Below are 17,968 nucleotides of genomic sequence, written 5' to 3' on the forward strand. Positions count from 1 at the left end.
TTATCAATTTGAACGAATATTTTCAAAAAAAATTCGCCGCCAAGTGAAATTAATCACCTAGCGGCCATAATAATTAATTATTCTTTTTTGATGTAAGCATCAGTAAATCCAGCGTTTTTGACCTTATCTAGAAAGTCTTCAGCATTAGATTTAGAAGTAAATGCACCGATTTGTACCCGATAATATTTCTTATCTTCTTTCTCTTCTTCTGCCTGCAGTCTTTCTTTCACAGCATTTCTAAAGGAGTCCATGGTCTCACCATGCCTTGGAAACCAGTGCATTACATCTGCATGATTACTGGCTATACCAAGTTTATATCCTTCACTGTGGCAGATGATATTGTTCTCATTTAGACCATATAACTTGCAAAGATATACGCAAAGGTCTATTGCTTCACTAAACACCTTGTGGAAGTATGATCTATCGGATAAATTATCCTCACAAATCTCAAAACTGATATGTGTGTCATTACCAGACCCTTTCCATCCGCTACTACAATGCCACCCACGATGATTCCAAGGTAATGTTTGGTAGGTGGCTATCGAGCCATCTGCTAATTTACCAATGAAGGCATGAACGCAAACTTGCTTTCCACCTGGTTTATCTTGATTCCAGTGGTTTTTGTATTGGTTCTTACCAAGGAGTCCATCATCAGGACCAACATAACGTTTAAGCCATGGGTTACTTGCTCCAGTGGAGTGAACCATAATCCCTTTTGGTGTTATGGTTTTACCTGCTTTATAACAGGCGTTTTTCGTAAGTATCAATTTATACAAATTCAATATTATCACCTCATAATTTTTAATTGGCTGGTAAAGTTACTGGGTACAGATGATAAGTAAATTTCAGATCACAGTACGCACTAGCCGATGTGCCATCACTTCCCATACTGATATACAACCCATAACCAGAAGGCACTCGACTTTGACGCAGTTGAATATCAATATGCAACCCAGCGTTTGAACTATCAGCACCAATAGGAGTGCTGCGTGATATTCTGGTAAAGTTCACTTCATCGTTTGATATATATAAGTCTAGTTCTTTTTCACTTGTATCCGATTGACGACAAAGAGTAACCAAATGACAATCATAAGCAGTCGGATAAAGCAATCCGTCCTGTCCTCCTATAACCACGCTTCCAATGGGCAATAATGTTTGCAAAGGTCCTCTGACACTATTTATACCGCCTGTTCCAGTAGCATTACCGCTAAGGACATATCTTAAATAGCTTGCTCTGGTGAATGCATTGATCGTGGCCGTTGCAGTAGAGGTAAGCGTCAATGGTGACGTCGCATTTTCTGCTCTTTCCAATAAGAATAGACTCTCACCAGAAGGAATGGTAATATCACCAATGGAAAAAATCCGACTCGTCCAATAAGCTGTGCAAGCCGGATTTGGTGATGCTCCTGATCCATAAACAATATTAGCTATATCTTGGATGCCCCTTATGGCTTCTGCAAGCTTCTTGACAGTATTTCGAATGTTCCCTTGTATAAGCACCTGCACATTGTTTGCAGCAGGGCTACCCAAAGCTGTAACAAAGGTATATGTTACCGTACCTATTACTAGATTGTTTCCGCTATTTATGCTCGTAAAAGTGATGGCACCTCTTCGGCTAACCATATCTGGTGCAGTAGCAGTTTCTATCGGATGCAAATGGTTGAGAATAATACCTGTTCGCATGTATAATGTATCACGCATATCCTCGATTAGATCGTGCGTTGTGTTTAGTAAATCATAGTTGTTAGTCAGCAGACCATAGATGAGGTTGAGTAGACTATTTATTTCTTTAACATCTAATTCGGCTAATACTGATAGTACATGATTTAGCCATTCTTGTGCCGGAGGTTCCGGTGGCTGGACAATCCCATCATCCAAGGCATCCTCTACTATGGTTAGAATACGAACGCTTTTTCCTACCACATCACAGTCTGTGACTCTTATTTCCAACCGCCCCACACCGACTTGTACTGTATCTGTTGCACTTGGTGACCACGTTAGGACACCATCAACGTAATTTGTAACCACCGGATACGCAATTCCATCTGGCCTTCTATAAATTGCATTTAAGGATGCGCCAGGGTATTTATCTTCTAATAAGCTAGAAACATCAAACTCAATATTACGGTAATGGTGCTCACCGCGTCGACCAATGAATACCGTTGCCACTTTAGTTAAATCTATCATGACTTACCCTCCTGTGACCCACCATCTTCCCTTCGGTGCAGTTGTTTTAGTATATCTTTAAGTTTTTCAGGGATAGGTAATCCGATGTGAGATGCATTTTCGAGGATAGATATTCCTTCATTACTTAGGTAAAAGAAAATCACTGCAGTACGAAGAACATTTGCATCTGTATTGCCTACAGCTCCTAGTACATTTGTATCTAGCACATGCGCCACACCTACCAATATAAAAATAAGCACCTTTTTAGAGATGCCCCTCGCTCCAATCTCACTGCACAAATCCTTATCAATAATTGCACATAACACGCCCGTTATATAATCAATTACAACTAAGGTTATTAGCGCATAGAGAAAACCATCAAAGCCACCGAGAAACCACCCAACAAACCCTCCAACGACTGTCAATGCGGCTTGTATCTTGTTCCACATCTTTTTCATTCTCAAATCCTCCACTCATATTTTTGAATAAGCGCCCTGGTTAACAAGAGCGCTATAACATTATAGTATCTGTATCAATTCCTGCAGTTGTATCATTACATCGGCCTTTGGTCTACCTACTCCAAAAGGTATCCATTCCACTGGTGGTATGTCAAAAGTGGATGTACCATCAAATTCATTAATCCTAGTAATAATTGGTTCAAGTGCTGCTCGTAGCTCTTGTATGTGTTGTGGCCACCTTTCTATTGTGGTTTTTAAAGAAATGATTTCTTCTCCCCATACAATCGGAGGCATACAGTGGAATTCACGAATGGTATTAACAGTAGTACGAAGAGTATTAATATGCGTTGCCTTAACCGTAGTTACATTTGCCGTAATTAACTGAAAAGGTGATGACTGTACATTGAATGTTTTTACAATCTCAGCACTTGAAGTCATTAAGTCACTATCCAAGCACCGAATGCTCACTTTATGACTTCCGTATGATAATGCCGGTGCTTTAAATACCGTTTTTGTGTTATCTCCGAGATAGCCATTTGTAGAGAACAACTCGGGATTATCAACACTGTTGAACCACTGACCCGCATTAAGCCTTACCTCAACAATCTGTGTCTGACCATCCGGCTCTATACCCGTTGTAATCATAAATCGTGGTGTTAAATTGTATGTTGATCTACCAGACATTGGACATTCGATTTTAGGTGCTGTGGGAGGACTATTTTTCGTAACTATATTACTAGTCACATAAGCAGAAACTGCATCGAGTGTATCTGTAACACTGATACGATATCTTGTTGATGTCCCAGGCAAATTTGATGCTTCCGCTACGTAAGTACCAGATGTTTCACTAGATACAATCGTTGCCAATGTTTCGTATGATGTCCATGGTGGATTACCCATAAATGACGTACTACGCTGAATTACATAATGTTTGATTGGACTGGTACCAGGTAGTGTTCCACTCCAAGCTATTGTTACAGTTGGAGTCTCGTACAAGGTTGGTGAAGCTATTAAAATGGAAGGTGGCGTTGGTAGAATATTTTTTCTGACACTACTTACAGACACCTTCCAATCAGAATAATAGCTACTTCCTGCTGTTCCAATCGTACGAATTCTAAATCTGCGGTAGTGCCCACGTATAGGTGTTGGAGATGCGCTAGTTGAGCCACTGGTTCCAGAAGTAATAACCGTTTTAAGTGGACTCCACATACCCCAGTTGCTATCATCATTAGAATCGCTGTATTCTATCTCATAACCTATAATTGCATTACCAGCTCCCGCAGTAGCCCCACTCCATGAAAGAGTAAGACTTCCCTCCGCTATTGTAGTACTTAAGGCAAATATGGTCGGTTCACCACAAGCTGTAATGTTGCATAAAATACTATTGCTAATTTTCTCTGATGAAATAGCACCAAGAACATCAATAGTCCTTATACTAAACTGTGTGTAGGTTCCTGATACATTAGTTACTACGGGATTATAACTACCACTATTGGCATTAAGATTAAGTGTAATGAGTTCATTCCATTCGCCCCAAGTATTATTATCCATAGATGTGCGGCTTGAAATTCGGTATCCTCTAATTGCACTTGTTCCTCCTGCCGCTCCTGACCAAGTTAATGTTATAGTTTCATTACTATAGATTTCCGGTGAAGCTATTGCTGTTGTAGGAGCAGCTGGTAGTGTATTTTTTCTTACAGTATTTGATGAGACCTTCCATCCTGAGTAATAGGCACTACCTGCCATACCACGTGTACGGATACGAAATCTTCGAAAATCTCCTCTTATGTTTGGTGGAGAGACTGACAAACTACCACTAGTAGCAGTAGAATTTATAACAGTAAGTGCTGTCCAACTTCCCCAGGTAGAGTTATTTGTAGAATCGCTGTACTGAATTTCATAGGCTGATATATCATTATTTGCTCCGGACTTTGCACCGCTCCAGGATAGGGTTACATTACCCTCGGCAAGTGTACTACTAAGTGAACATGACGTTGGTGCACTAGCTGCAGTCGTACGGCTTTCCCAGTTAACTGTTAGTACAATCTTTGTAAGGTCGTTTCTCCCCATAAAAGACATGTAATGAGTTGTGCTCGACCCTGCATCTATAAAAAGGCAATTACTAGCTCCACTTCCTATGGAATCAATCAATGCCGTTGAAATATTTATTATTTTATCACCCTGCCCTGCAGAGATATCATAATTGTAGGCAGAACTTACTTTGGTTGGACGAGGAGCATTTATATTCGTTGAAGAGCTCAAAGACGGGATACCAGTTTGGTTTCCAGCATAAAGCGTCATCGTTCGCTCGCTACCCCAGGCACCAGCTCCTGTTCGTGTAAGTGCAAGGGACGCACTTGTCGGGTAATAGTCCTGGTATTGATTTCGTATAGATGTCAGATTAAATATCATAACACCGACGCATTGACCTAAATCTTCAAATACCCCTTGCCTTATATCTTGCGTAGTGCCTGGAATATATCTCCCATCACGCCAAGTACATGCATTTGTAGCTTGGTAATTTGCCATGCTTACTCACCTCATTCATACACTGCTGTAACTAGAGAATTCACTGTTCCGCATAGAGTAGAATTCAACCTCGTATCTGTGATATTTCCTATAGTTATAGACGTAGCTGCCTGTGGAACCAATACCTCTGCAAGGCACAATTCATAGATATCCGAGTTTCTTGTTAAGGCCGGAGCACTTGGTGAGGCAGTTGCTGTACCCGTTAGAACTGTAATAATGATATTCCTTTCAAGAAAGCTCCATCGCATAACAATCCGATCAATCCTTGGAAATGAACCATTTGCAGTTTCTAGTGTCTTGCTAAGCACTGCAGTATTCTCATAATGATAACCGTTAATCCAACCACTTCCAACTGCTATATTTACTGCCATTCCTAAACCTGGAGTCACTTGCAGATTTGTAGTATCCTTATAAAATATGCCATTCGAAACTAAGCTGCCAAAATAGGTAGCAAAATCAGTGGCATCGTAAATCCGGTCACCGTTCGAAGAGTTAAAAAATCCACTCTTTTCCATAATAAAACCCTCCTTCATTAATATATGTTAGCTCGGATCAGCTAAAAAACATACGCTAAACGGAAGCCACTCATTACCTGTGATGTTCGAAGCATACTCGTTAGTGCCATAACGTGCTGCAGTACATTGTCCGTTTTCACCTACTACAAACAGCCACTTATTCGTACTTGACCCTTGACATAAGGTACGAAAATCATAATTTGGCCTGAACCCTACTGGCAATGTGAACATACTCGTCGCTGAAGCCGAGTTTATGGTAGCACCAGTAGGCGGAGAACATGCACCAAATAAATGCACCATCCGTCCAACTCTTCGGTATCTAGGCCGCTGTGCTGTTCCTCCTGTATAAGCTGTAAAACCATTCTGAAATTCTGCATCCTGTACAAACTGCCACCCAGTATCTCCACCATAAACAATACCTGTGTTAGCGTCTCCATTAACACAAACGGGACCTCCCTCTAGATTTAAATACATGGGCGATGACAATCCGTTATTTCGTGTCATAATCTCATTACCGTCAAAGACCATATTTACTCCACCAGATACACCGATCTGTAACGGATTATCGGACGACGTAAGACTTATATCTCGATTCGGTAACTGTATCGAATTAAACTCACCTTTCTCGCTATAAGTAGATGTTCTTACAACTCCATTATCAATAGCTGTTACCGTAAAATTCTCACCTTCATAAGTGAATGTACTTGATACAATAGGCAGGTTAGCCACAAGAAGTAGGTCTCCATTTCTGGGGTCAGCTAAAAGATTTCCTGATTCAGTAAGTGCATATAATCCATTTACATATGCCGTGCCATAGTCTGATAACCAAACATAGATATCCCATATTGTTTTAGTAGAACTTGCGGACTTAACTACTTTGATATCAGTCGGTAAAAATGGACTTTTATCTCTTGTATAAGCTTGCACATAAGATTGAATGGATATGGTCGAGAAAGATGATGTAGAATAAACATATCCTTCAATGGTACCCATTTTGGGAGTTGTTCCAGTACCAATATAATCGAACTTAAAGGCAATACGATTAAATGAACCATTAATGACAACCCTTGCAACATGGTAGTATTTTGCCAGTGTTGGGTCATTGCCTCCTGCTGTTGATGTATTTGCAGCAAGTCTAGCAGAACTAATCATGACACCACCTGAGAATTTTTGAAGATCAGTCCACTCATTTGATTCACCGAGCATTTCAGTAAGGCCTGTCGGAGCTCCAAGAGATGTTCGTACTTGGCTAAATTCAGATTTAAGTTTTTGTGCAATTGTAAGCTCAGCCTTTCCAAAGGTTACATTAATACTCTGTCCTTCCGCATCATAGCTTTCTTCCACTTCTTCGATACGGGCTGTCATCGTAACACCCCACTTTTTTGAAATAACCTGAACCACCTGACCGAGATCATAATCCGTCTTATAGGTTAAGTTACTGTGGTTATTGACAATCACATCAAAGGAATGAGACATGGAAAGCTCTGAGAGTCTTGTCAAACCACGAAGGATTAATGCCTCATCATAGTCCGTTGGAAAATCTGCAACACGAAGATCCTTCGCATCTACAAATACTTCTCTTCGTTCTTCCCCAGCGCCGTTATAGATATGCTCAAAAATACGACCATTCTCACCTTCTCCCTCCCCTCCAATCTTAGCTGTATTGGCATAAGATGCTGTGTTTTTTGTTAATGTTTGATCCAGTAAGTTATCATACTCCTTTGAAAACACAGCTTGAGATGATGTTCCCATATACAATGTGACCGTTAAGTGACCAGACTCTGGTGAAAAGATAGTTTTGATTCCAACGGATGCTGCTGTGCATAGTTCCTGTATTTTATCTAAAAGGTTGGTATACGACACTTGCTGTTTCACTGGGATATCTAGATTAGGTGACGAAAAACTAATATCTGTTATTTGCCTATCAGGATCAGATGGCGATATGACATTGTTGTTTATTAATTGTCCTATACAAGCTGATAAGTCACCATTCAGCCTCTCCGTATTCCAGATAATTCTTCGTCCTAACAGTATTGTCGCAAACCTTCCACTAACTATAATGATCTCGCTATCTGTTTGAGATAGCTGTTGAAACTCGATTAATCCAATTTCTTCATCATCGTTCTTCCAGATATAATTTCCCACCTGAAGTAATGCTGCATTTTCAGTGGATGCATTGGCCTTTAATTCAAATGACCCGCACTGGGAGTAACGTCTAGTCCATCGTAGGTATTCAAATGATTCTACAATTCCGATTAAGGCTCGATGTTGATTAAATACATATAGCTCCATATGCTACACCCCCAAAAACTGTGGACGGAAATTTATGATAACATCCAATAATTCCAAGTTCGCCGATGCATCATAGCGAAGATTATTCATGCCGGGTTCTAACTGAAAGAAATTAGAGGATGTATCTAATAGATAAAAGGCGTTACTTTCTGTACCATTTATGAAGCTTATTACTCTTTTTTCAGCAAAGTGAGTGTATATGTGATATTCATCCCCATTATTCATTGTTGTAAGAATTCTTATATACTCACCAGTATCCATAAGTAGAAGCTCTGGATTAGTAACTGGCCCTAATGCTCTAAATATAACTTCACAACCACAAGGTACATCTCCGAAATTATCCACTGCAATGATCTGACTTGGCTGTCTTATCCCAAACTCGATGCCATCCTCCGGTATCTCTAATTCAAACTCTAGCAAAGGCTCCCAAGAAGCAAGGTCATGCCATACATCATCCAAGGTTTCAAAGAAAGGGTTTGGACATAGTAGGCTTATAAAGAACTTTGGTATCCTCTCTCTTGAGGAGACTGATAATACAGCCTCCTCAACAACACAGGAAATTTGTCTCTCACGATATCTAATAACTCCCGACTTCTTAGGGCTGAATAATCTTAGGAAGCTTTTACGCAGCTCATATGCTTCATCTGGTGTATTTGCTATAATCGTACCCTCTAATATAATGTTTCGCATATCCATCGTAGATGACACATAAAAAGCACCGTCCTGTTCCGGTGCCTTGAAAGTGTTTACAGTCTGGCGTATGTTTCCTGTACCGTCTATCTTGGTAATGAAAAATGGGCGGCTTTGATTGAGCGTGATGCTTTCACCACTCGAATTGATATAGGTAACTTCCATAGCCATCCCCTCCTTATATTTCTAGTAACAGTTTACGTGACAGGTTTGTAAACTCCCTCGACAATTCCTTTTCAGACAAAGCCTTAGGTGTAACAACCGAAATGTTTTGTGTGATGCCTGTACCAACGTTATTTACACCACCCTGTCCTGCCATATTTCTGTAATTCATATCAAAACTTGTTGGTATCACATTTTGCATATCTCTTGATACGGTCTCCATCGCATCTTCAAATCCGACACCAATACCTTCACCCATATTGCGTCCAAGCCCTGCAAATAATGTTGATGGAGATGAAATGCCAAAAAAGCTTTTAATTTTTGAAACTACATTCCCAAAAAATCCAGATATCTTATCCCATAGCCATGCTCCCGCATCTGATATCCCCTGCCATAGTCCTTTGATTAGATCACCACCCATATCGGTCATATCACTTATATAATCAGAGAATGCATTAATGAGTCCTTCGATGATCTGCGGTACTGCTTTTATTATTTCCAAAATAATCTGTGGCAGATTTTCAATAAGAGCAACAAACAACTGAACACCTGCTAGAATGATCTGATCAATGTTATCTACAATAGCACCTACCAATGAGGTTATAATCTTAGGAATCGCGGCTACGACTGTCGTAATAATCTGTGGTAATGCTTGAATTAACGATATTAAAAGGCGGATGCCTGCGTCTATAATCATCGGAATAGACTTAATAACCGCATTAATAATATTATCGATGATTTCTGGAATTGCTTCCAAAATTGCATCAATGATCGTAGGTAGTGCAGTTACTAATGAAGTCAATAATTGAATACCGGCATCAATAATCTGGGGTATAGCATCAATTAGAAATTCTACTACAGCTGATATAATAGCTGGTAAAGCTAATATCAGCTGTGGTATGGCTTCCACCAATCCTTGTGCTAACCCAAGTATTAACTGTAAAGCCGCATCTAGGATTAGAGGTAAGTTTTCTATAAGTCCTTGAACAATCTGAATTATAGCAGAAACTGCTGCGGGTATTAGCTGCGGTAAAGCTAAGCCAATACCCTCTACAAGTGTGGTTACAAGTTCAATTGCCGCATTTATGAGCAACGGAAGATTATCAATTAGCGCACCAACGATAGTCATTATTGCACCAACCGCTGCTGGAATTAGTTCAGGTAAGAGATTCAAAATTGTTTCTAATACCTGCGTGAATATACTTGTGACAGTTTCAAGAAGCGAAGGAAGCAAATCTGCAACCGCTTCTAGAATTGCTCCTGTAGCTGACGGTAAAGCGGTTACGATATTTTCTAAAACGGGTACAATGTTAGCAACAACTGCTTCAAAAGCATCCACGAGATTTTCCGTTAGGTTTGTCATGTCGGCATCAGCATTGCCGAGTCCTGCGGTAAAAGAACCAAGCGCAGCTTCTAACAATCCAATAGAACCGGAGATAGTCTGAGTTGACTCTTTAGCAAAGTTACCCGCATACTGCTCTGTGTTCTCAAAGAACATCTGCATTGCAACTTCGGCTTTCTCTGCTTGCGTTGCAGTTTTCCATGTGAAATCCAATCCCTTTGAGAGAGCATAGGCTTCAATGTTTGTAGCGTTCATTGCAACACCTAAGTTATCCATCATGGTAAAGTTGCCTTTAGCCGCACCAGTGACGGCTTCCATTGCAGAGGACATATCGATACCCATAACGGATGCCATGTCAGCAGCACGTTGCATTGCTTTTTCAGTTAACTCAAGGCTTTTTTGTTGTTCGATACCAGAACCTTGGAATAATGCACCTATTTTGTTGGCAGTTGCAAGATAATCGCTTTGGGAAACGCCAAGGTTTTTATAGGCTTCCTCGCCTGTTTTCTGAATCGACGAAGCATATTTGCCGAAAACTGCCTCAGAGCCACCTAAGTTCTGTTCCAACTCTCCGAACTGTGTAACTACCTCTTTGCCTAACTTAATTGCTGCAGCTCCGGCAGCAACTGCAACTGTCCCCATTGCTACACCGATACCACTCAATATGCCACCGAGCTTATCAAACTTGCCACCAGCATCTTCTGCACTTTTGCCCGAATCTTCAAGTTCATCTCCAAGATTATCTGCTTCAACTGTAGACTGCTCTAACTCAAGCTCCATGCCATTTAGTTCTGCTTGAGCCTTGTTTAGTTGTATCTGCCAGTTTTGGGTACGACGATCATTTTCACCAAACGAGGTGGTGGCATTATCAAGGGCAGCCTTAAGGGTAGAAATTTTATCTTTCTGTGCATCAATTTCTTTATTTAAAACTGCATTGCGAGCAGTAACCGACTGTATAGATTTATCGTTTTTATCAAACTGACTGGTCACTAGGGCCATTTCACTACCCAGTACCTTAAAGGATTGATTAATATCCCGCAAGGCATTCTTGAATTCACGCTCTCCCTCAACGCCTATCTTTAATCCAAAATTGTCTGCCATGCCATCACCTCCTCCTTAAAAAAGGGCATGAAAAAGGAGCAATCTTTTGATTGCTCCTAAATTAATCCTCATATATTTTTATTACTTCATCGTGACATATAAACTGGCATTTGTCAGTTACTTGTATTCACTCGGAACAGGAATATCAAATCTCTCACACAATAGTTTTACATCGCGCACATCATTTTCATCATGCTCATAGCCCAAGTGAAATAATACTTGATTTTCAGCATCAATACATCTTACCATTTTATCACCTATTTTCCCAATGCCGCTAAACACTTCTGGAGGATATGCTTCTCCTTCAAAAACAATGAATCCGTGTTCATTGAATTTAAATATATGAAGATCAATTATTCTGCCTTTACTATCCTTCCAAACCGTGTGAGATGTGGTGGTATATGCTTCGGTAACTTCAGCAAAGCCTTTTTCTTTTAATATTTCAATAAACTTTTTACTATTATTTTCTTCCACAAATAAATCAATATCATTGTGTACTCTTGTTTCTTCTTCTAATAGCGCATCTACTCCCCAACCGCCATCTATCCAAATGTTAATTTCATTTTCTTCAGCATATGATATTATCTCAATGGCATCTGTTTTACTTACCATGTAATCCCTCCGTTCAAATTCCTATTTGTTTGTAACTCTTTTAGCATTAAATAAAGAGTATCATAGTTATCCATATATTTCAAATACCATATGGAATAATATCATCAATCGTTTGAGTTCTCTTTGGTTTCTCAATTCCATGCCATTGCTTATGGCAGGTCCACAAATCAAAAAACAGTCCAATTGGCATCAGCCAGAACTCCTCTGCATCCATGCCCATCTGAACTGTTCCATAGTAAAAAAGCCGGGTAAAGACCTCAGCGTCTGTTACCCGACTTCCACGTTTTTTGGTGTTTCTTCTTCACTTTCCACATTACGTTTCGTACCTTTAAACATAGCTTCTGTAATAGCGTTTTTATATTCTGCCAGATTAAACGGTGTGGTTAGGATTTCTACCTCTTCCTCAGTTAGCAACTCTTCTGGTGAATTTTTGTTTCTAAGATTCCGAATTAATATAGACTGGTTTGCAAGTAATGTAATTAACCATATAATCTCATCCAGTGCCATCTCGAAGTTTTCAGATTTCATCAACTTTTCACCAAGATTTTCAAGTCCACCATATCGACCAGCAATCGCCTTTGTTGCTCGTGTAGTTAAAATAAGTTCATACTCTTTTCCACCAATATTGATAGCCGCACTTCTCTCATTCTCCATCATTTTCCCTCCTAAGGTTCAGGTGTATATACTGGTTCATAAACTTCCGTAAACCAACCTGTTATAATTGCAGAAGAAACACCTGCATCACCTTCTGTGACCTCTGCTTTCCATGGATGTTTTCCCATACCATCCAGCTTGTTTCTTCGCATTACCGTCCCTTCAATCGTGGGTGTAGAGAAGGTGATGGTATCTGCTTTTGTTTGTAAGTTGGTTGCTGGTAATCCAAACATCACTTTGTATAGCCAAAAATATCGGTATGTGCCATTGGCCTTTTGAGCACGAAATCCTACCGCGACAGGGGTTCCTACGTTCTCACTTGCTGAGATTAATACTCCGTTGTCGTCTGTAGTCGCACCAGTTAAATCTGCTGCTACAGTTGGGCCAATGTCATCTACACCAAGAGTGAGTGTGCCACTGTTAAAGTCCTTCACGACCTCGGCCGCACCATCATCCGCATACAGGATTGCTTCAACCAACTCCACCGAGAGTTCGGCAGTAATGGCTTTTGCAAGAACTGAAGGTACAGCATAGGTTTCTTCACCATTGATATCTTCAGTTATTTTTGAATAGTACAATCTATCAAGACCGATTGTTGCCATAAGTTACTCCTCCAATCTATAGTTTTTTGCCACATCGATGGCATAATGGTGATATCCGGTATCGTCCTCGTGGCCAATATACCGACGTTCCGTCACAGTGAAGTCTGCATCTAGTAAAGCTTGTGTGAGCTGCCTTTTCCGTTCTAAGTAATTATTTTTTGAGAACAGAGATATCCTAGCTTCCTGCACATCAAATCCTGGGCGATTATCCGCATGGACTTCGAAGATTTCTGAAAGAGGAAGTATCACAGCATACTCATCCGGCGCTAAACCTGAAAAGACCCCAGTTTCAACGGGGAGTGGTATAGCAGTAACGAGGGTATTGAGTTCTTCTAAAATATTCATATCTTACTGATCTCCTCCTCTAGCTTGGCTATCATAGCATTCATACAAGCCTTTCTAGACGCAGTTCTCGCTGGTTTAAGGAAGGGTTTTGCAGGCTGACCATGCTTTCCGTATTCAATGATACTAGCAATTTTAGCATTACTTTCTCCATCTGATCGTGGCTCTGCAAAACCAACTTTCACATTGAAGTTGCCGCCTCTATCCTGTTTTGCACCAGAAAGACCCAATGAGGATAGCAGTTCACCAGTGCTTCTTGATGAATATTTAGTATCCCTGCCGATTGCTTTACTAAGATTACCTTTGACTTTATCCAGAACCACTTCACCACCAACTTCTAAAACCTTTGGTAGAATAACATCAGTCTGGTCAGATAACCTGAATACCTTTAAAAGAAATTCCTCCGGCATCTTGATATTTACTCTTGCCATATCCATCACCTCACAGTTGGTTCTATCTTTTCAGCTAAAACCTCAACATACATCCCGCGGCTTCTTACATCCTCTACACTTAAAATTTGATATCTACTGTCATCACAGACTATGGCCATTTCTGTATTAACCTCAAGTCCAGGGATTTTCCTAAACCGAAATAGGCAAGAGGCAGTAGAAAAAGAAGCCATATTCATCCACCTCTCACTGCCGTGACGATCTTCCTTATAAGCACGTACACTAGCGAGTATGTTATCTCCCTTTATAGAAAAGCCTTCCTTATCTTTAATTGGCACGGTGCTAATAATATCAATAAAGGTATTCATCTTTCCAAAGCTCATGCTATACACCCCACTCTCGGTCAAGGCGTAAAAGTAAATTCACTGTGTTCCATACTTGTTGACCCGCCTGTACACTATCAGCGAAGAAACCAGCCGTCGAACCATCCCTACTTTCATAGAAATGGCTCGACAGCATTATCACTGCTTGTTCTGTTGTAGGTGGCATGGTATTGGTTTCATAATAGCCTTCAGAGACATGCTGATAACTCTGGGCATACGACAATGCTGCAGTGATAAAACCAATAAGGAGATCATCATCTTGGTCATGCTTTAGGATTAAGTTCGCCTTGACCTTAGGCAAGAGATTGTCTGCAACTGCCATATCACCAACCTCCTTTAGTCAGCCTCCATTAGTCCTGCAGCTTTTAATTTGACTAGCATGGCATTGAAATCCGTAACCACCCCAGCGACATCAGTGGCTGTGCTGTCCGCTTGATTTTCAGCAATTGGGAGCCCCGTTACTGAAGCTCCCTCTAAGATTTCTAAAGTTCCACCAATTACTAATTTCTCGCCGCCTTGCTCCATGTAGTTCTTCGTGTTATAACTCATATCGCACCTCCATTACGCTTTCTGCTGGAGCACCTTAACAGCCTCTGGTAAGATAAGCTTGCCATCAACACGTTGAGTAGCAATAAATCCTACTTGACCTGTAACGGCAAAGAGTTCATTTAATCTTTTGAATACTCTTCCTTGACGATCAGCCACCCAGTAATAGCTGAAGTCACCAAATATTACGGTCTTTGCTTCTGCTTCAATAGTAGGCACATATGCAGAGGTGTAAAGAGGACGGTTTAGAATGGTATCTGGTGTTCCTGCTTGGATGGAAGGTTGCCATAGATACTGTCCGTTTCCGTCTTTCAATTTACGGATGGCTTTAATCGTAGCATCGTTCATTACAAAAACAGCCTTATTACGATATGGTGCTTTCAGACTGTAGAACAGATCTAGCATTTCGTCCAGATTGATAGCTGTCGCTCCAGCTGTAGTAACACCAACTTGACCACCACCAGTGGCATTCAGAATACCTGTTGGCTTACCTGTTCCATCACCAACGAAGAAGGCTTCCTCCTCCTTGTTACCAATACGACGTGCGAACTCTCTTGTAATATAGCTTTCAAGATTAAACACAGAGTCGTTTAGCAATTCCTCAGAAACTTTAATCATGGTTGCCAGTTTATAAGCACCAATGGATACCTGACCAAAGCTATCATCACTCTCAGGAATTGCTCCTTCTTCATCTACCCAGCTTGCAGTTCCTTTGCTTGCAACAACTGGGATTTTTCGATCACCGGAAGATGTCGTGATAACATTAGCAAGTCTACGGAAGATATTCTCTTCTTCTAGTGCTTCCACTAAGGTTCGCTCGAATTCATCAGGTACAAGGTATCCACCCTCAGAATCGGTACCAATCGTCAATGAATTTTTTACATCATAACTAACCTTGTCACGCATAGCGTTCCAGAATGCCTTTTTGTATTCAGCACTTGCACGGCCGGTCTTTTCCTCTCCCGTTCTTGTTGGCTGATTCATAATAGGGTTACTGGTTGCTTTTGACAGTTCTAGGTCGATAGATGCTTGACGTTCCAAACGCTCGATTTCCTTACCAAGAGCCACAACGTCTGCTTCCATCTTTTCATAAGTTGCAGTGTCTTCAGCGGATAACAATCCATCACCGCCACGTTTCGTATCAAGGAATGCTTTTGCTGCATCCCATGCCTTAGCGCGCTTTTCGCGCAATTCAAGAATTTTACTCATTGTATTTCCTCCTTTAAATTAGTGAGAAATTAAAGAAAGCCGCTTATCCAGCGACTCGATTGGGGTTCCTATTTTCGGTTTTTGTTTTTTGGGAATTTTCCCAAGAAGCGAGTTATATACAGCTGCACGGGAGAATATAAGTCCTTGCCCTGTATCGAGTGGACTTCGCTCTTCATCCTCCGTAAACATAATTTTGTCAGCAAAGCCAAGCTCAATTGCTTTGTTTGCGTTCATCCATGTTTCTGCATCCATAAGGTGGGAGATTTTAGTTCGGGATAGCCCGGATTTTAGTTCATATGCATTGATGATACTTTCCTTTACCTCATCAAGCAGAGCCTTTGCACGGAGCATTTCCTCGCTGTCTCCGATGGCTATGGTCGAAGGATTATGGATCATAAGCATAGATACCGGAGACATATATACATCACCACCAGCCATAGCAATGACCGATGCCGCACTTGCTGCCAGTCCATCAATCTTTACGGTTACACTTCCTACATAATCCATTAGCATGTTATAGATCTGAGCGGCAGCAAAGACATCCCCACCGGGCGAATTGATCCACACTGTTACATTTCCAGAGCCAGCCATTAATTCATCCTTAAATATCTTAGGTGTTACTTCGTCACCCCACCAAGTCTCGTCAGATATTTCTCCGTTAAGGTAAAGAGTACGATCTTCGGTGGCTTCATCTCGCACCCAGTTCCAAAATTTTCTCATTGGCTATTTGCCTCCTTTTCATAAAAATTACCCGCCTGAGAAAGCGGGAGCATATTGCCATTCACAAGATACAAATCACCGCCTTCTTCAGAAGGAATGCGATTCATATCCTCCAGCTCACGAATATCGTTTGCAGACATCCACCCATTTTGTCTTCCAACTGAATATCCATTCATTCGACTCTGATAGTCACCACGGAGCAAGCCATCCAGATTAAACTTAATAAATAGTTCTATTTTCTCAGATGGTAATAATAAAGCTTGCTGAAGGCTTTGTTCCCAGCGGACCACCCATGGATCAAGTGTGTATTTCACAAACTCCAGAGATTGTTGCTCGATGTTTGAGAAGCTGGATTTCTCAAGGTCACCCACCATATGTGGAGGTACACGAAAGATACGAGCAATCTCATTAATCTGGAACTTCCGTGTCTCAAGAAATTGTGCCTGCTCAGGTGGGATACCTATGGCTTGAAACTTCATGCCTTCTTCCAATACAGCAACCTTATGAGCATTTCCACTTCCTTGGTATGCACTGTTCCAGCTATCTTTGACTCGTTGTATATCCTTGATTACACCTGGGTGTTCCAATACTCCGCCGGGATTTGCACCATTAGCGAAGAATGCTGCACCATATTCCTCTGTTGCAAGTGACATTCCAATAGCGTTCTTGGCCATTGCTATTGGGCTATAGCCAATAAGTCCATCAAAACCAAGACCCGGGATGTGTAGAACTTCATCTTTGCGAAGTGTGACATAGCCACCTTTTGGGTTTAAACCACTTTCATCAACATCACGGTAATATGTGTATACTAACTCTCCATTTGATGCTCGGCTAACATCCATTTTGCTTGGTAACAGTGGGTAAAGTGCAATAGTCTGACCACGCCCGTTGCGAACAACCTGTGCGTAGGCATTACCCCAAAGTAAAAGATGACTCATAAGTGTTTCTCGAAACACAAATGAAGTCATCTCTGGATTTGGTTCATCATGAAGAAGGTGATACAATGGATGGAAAGGTATTCTTTCTTTTCCTCCGTCTGAACGGTATATATATACATGTAATGGAAGTCCTGCTATAGCTTCAGCTAATATTCTTACACAAGCATATACCGCCGTTGTCTGCATAGCAGTACGCTCATTAACCGTTTTACCAGCTGTTGTTCCGCCAAACAAAAATGAAAATGAACTTCCTATACGATTTTGGGGTTTATCTCTTGACCGAAACATTCCTTTTAATAAACTCATAAGCATCACCTC

At 40.9% G+C, this 17,968-nt stretch carries 20 protein-coding genes; all 20 read right to left on the minus strand.

What is annotated here, in order from left to right:
- Positions 1-77: 77 nt before the first annotated feature.
- Positions 78-782 carry an N-acetylmuramoyl-L-alanine amidase gene (locus Ana3638_RS23805; RefSeq protein ID WP_161840250.1) on the minus strand — a complete coding sequence of 235 codons (705 nt, stop codon included), beginning with the start codon at positions 780-782 and terminating at the stop codon, positions 78-80.
- Positions 783-801: 19 nt separating this feature from the next.
- Entirely contained in the window at positions 802-2,187 is a 1,386-nt protein-coding gene (locus Ana3638_RS23810; RefSeq protein ID WP_161840251.1) for a hypothetical protein, read from the minus strand.
- Positions 2,184-2,624, minus strand: a complete 441-nt coding sequence (locus Ana3638_RS23815; RefSeq protein ID WP_161840252.1) for a phage holin family protein — start codon at positions 2,622-2,624, stop codon at positions 2,184-2,186. The genes Ana3638_RS23810 and Ana3638_RS23815 overlap by 4 nt, the downstream gene beginning before the upstream one ends.
- A gap of 60 nt (positions 2,625-2,684) precedes the next feature.
- Complete coding sequence (locus Ana3638_RS23820; protein WP_161840253.1) at positions 2,685-5,153, minus strand: fibronectin type III domain-containing protein; 2,469 nt, start codon at positions 5,151-5,153, stop codon at positions 2,685-2,687.
- Positions 5,154-5,164: 11 nt separating this feature from the next.
- On the minus strand, positions 5,165-5,668 hold the full coding sequence (locus Ana3638_RS23825; RefSeq protein ID WP_161840254.1) for a hypothetical protein: 504 nt from the start codon (positions 5,666-5,668) through the stop codon (positions 5,165-5,167).
- A gap of 27 nt (positions 5,669-5,695) precedes the next feature.
- Positions 5,696-7,960: a siphovirus ReqiPepy6 Gp37-like family protein gene (locus tag Ana3638_RS23830; protein WP_161840255.1), complete on the minus strand. Its 2,265-nt coding sequence runs from the start codon at positions 7,958-7,960 to the stop codon at positions 5,696-5,698.
- A gap of 3 nt (positions 7,961-7,963) precedes the next feature.
- Entirely contained in the window at positions 7,964-8,815 is an 852-nt protein-coding gene (locus tag Ana3638_RS23835; protein WP_161840256.1) for a phage tail family protein, read from the minus strand.
- A 13-nt stretch (positions 8,816-8,828) separates the two neighbouring features.
- A complete protein-coding gene (locus tag Ana3638_RS23840; protein WP_161840257.1) occupies positions 8,829-11,255 on the minus strand; it encodes a phage tail protein in 2,427 nt (808 codons plus the stop codon).
- A 117-nt stretch (positions 11,256-11,372) separates the two neighbouring features.
- Entirely contained in the window at positions 11,373-11,867 is a 495-nt protein-coding gene (locus Ana3638_RS23845; RefSeq protein ID WP_097015238.1) for a nucleotidyltransferase domain-containing protein, read from the minus strand.
- 79 nt (positions 11,868-11,946) lie between these two features.
- Positions 11,947-12,087: a hypothetical protein gene (locus Ana3638_RS24760; RefSeq protein ID WP_202621537.1), complete on the minus strand. Its 141-nt coding sequence runs from the start codon at positions 12,085-12,087 to the stop codon at positions 11,947-11,949.
- A 47-nt stretch (positions 12,088-12,134) separates the two neighbouring features.
- On the minus strand, positions 12,135-12,524 hold the full coding sequence (locus tag Ana3638_RS23850) for a hypothetical protein (RefSeq protein ID WP_456298141.1): 390 nt from the start codon (positions 12,522-12,524) through the stop codon (positions 12,135-12,137).
- A gap of 8 nt (positions 12,525-12,532) precedes the next feature.
- A complete protein-coding gene (locus Ana3638_RS23855) occupies positions 12,533-13,123 on the minus strand; it encodes a major tail protein (RefSeq protein ID WP_097015240.1) in 591 nt (196 codons plus the stop codon).
- 3 nt (positions 13,124-13,126) lie between these two features.
- Positions 13,127-13,468, minus strand: a complete 342-nt coding sequence (locus Ana3638_RS23860; protein ID WP_097015241.1) for a hypothetical protein — start codon at positions 13,466-13,468, stop codon at positions 13,127-13,129.
- Positions 13,465-13,896, minus strand: a complete 432-nt coding sequence (locus Ana3638_RS23865) for an HK97 gp10 family phage protein (RefSeq protein WP_161840258.1) — start codon at positions 13,894-13,896, stop codon at positions 13,465-13,467. The genes Ana3638_RS23860 and Ana3638_RS23865 overlap by 4 nt, the downstream gene beginning before the upstream one ends.
- A 5-nt stretch (positions 13,897-13,901) precedes the next feature.
- Positions 13,902-14,237 (minus strand): head-tail adaptor protein, encoded by a 336-nt coding sequence (locus tag Ana3638_RS23870; protein ID WP_097015243.1) that lies wholly within the window; start codon positions 14,235-14,237, stop codon positions 13,902-13,904.
- Between the two features lies 1 nt (position 14,238).
- Complete coding sequence (locus tag Ana3638_RS23875) at positions 14,239-14,559, minus strand: head-tail connector protein (protein ID WP_097015244.1); 321 nt, start codon at positions 14,557-14,559, stop codon at positions 14,239-14,241.
- Between the two features lie 14 nt (positions 14,560-14,573).
- A complete protein-coding gene (locus tag Ana3638_RS23880) occupies positions 14,574-14,786 on the minus strand; it encodes a head fiber protein (protein WP_161840259.1) in 213 nt (70 codons plus the stop codon).
- 12 nt (positions 14,787-14,798) lie between these two features.
- Complete coding sequence (locus tag Ana3638_RS23885) at positions 14,799-15,992, minus strand: phage major capsid protein (RefSeq protein WP_161840260.1); 1,194 nt, start codon at positions 15,990-15,992, stop codon at positions 14,799-14,801.
- A gap of 18 nt (positions 15,993-16,010) precedes the next feature.
- Positions 16,011-16,712 carry a head maturation protease, ClpP-related gene (locus Ana3638_RS23890; RefSeq protein WP_161840261.1) on the minus strand — a complete coding sequence of 234 codons (702 nt, stop codon included), beginning with the start codon at positions 16,710-16,712 and terminating at the stop codon, positions 16,011-16,013.
- On the minus strand, positions 16,709-17,956 hold the full coding sequence (locus Ana3638_RS23895) for a phage portal protein (protein ID WP_161840262.1): 1,248 nt from the start codon (positions 17,954-17,956) through the stop codon (positions 16,709-16,711). Before Ana3638_RS23895 ends, Ana3638_RS23890 begins: the two co-directional genes overlap by 4 nt.
- Between the last annotated feature and the right edge of the window lie 12 nt (positions 17,957-17,968).

Source organism: Anaerocolumna sedimenticola (assembly GCF_009931695.1).
GTDB lineage: Bacteria > Bacillota > Clostridia > Lachnospirales > Lachnospiraceae > Anaerocolumna > Anaerocolumna sedimenticola.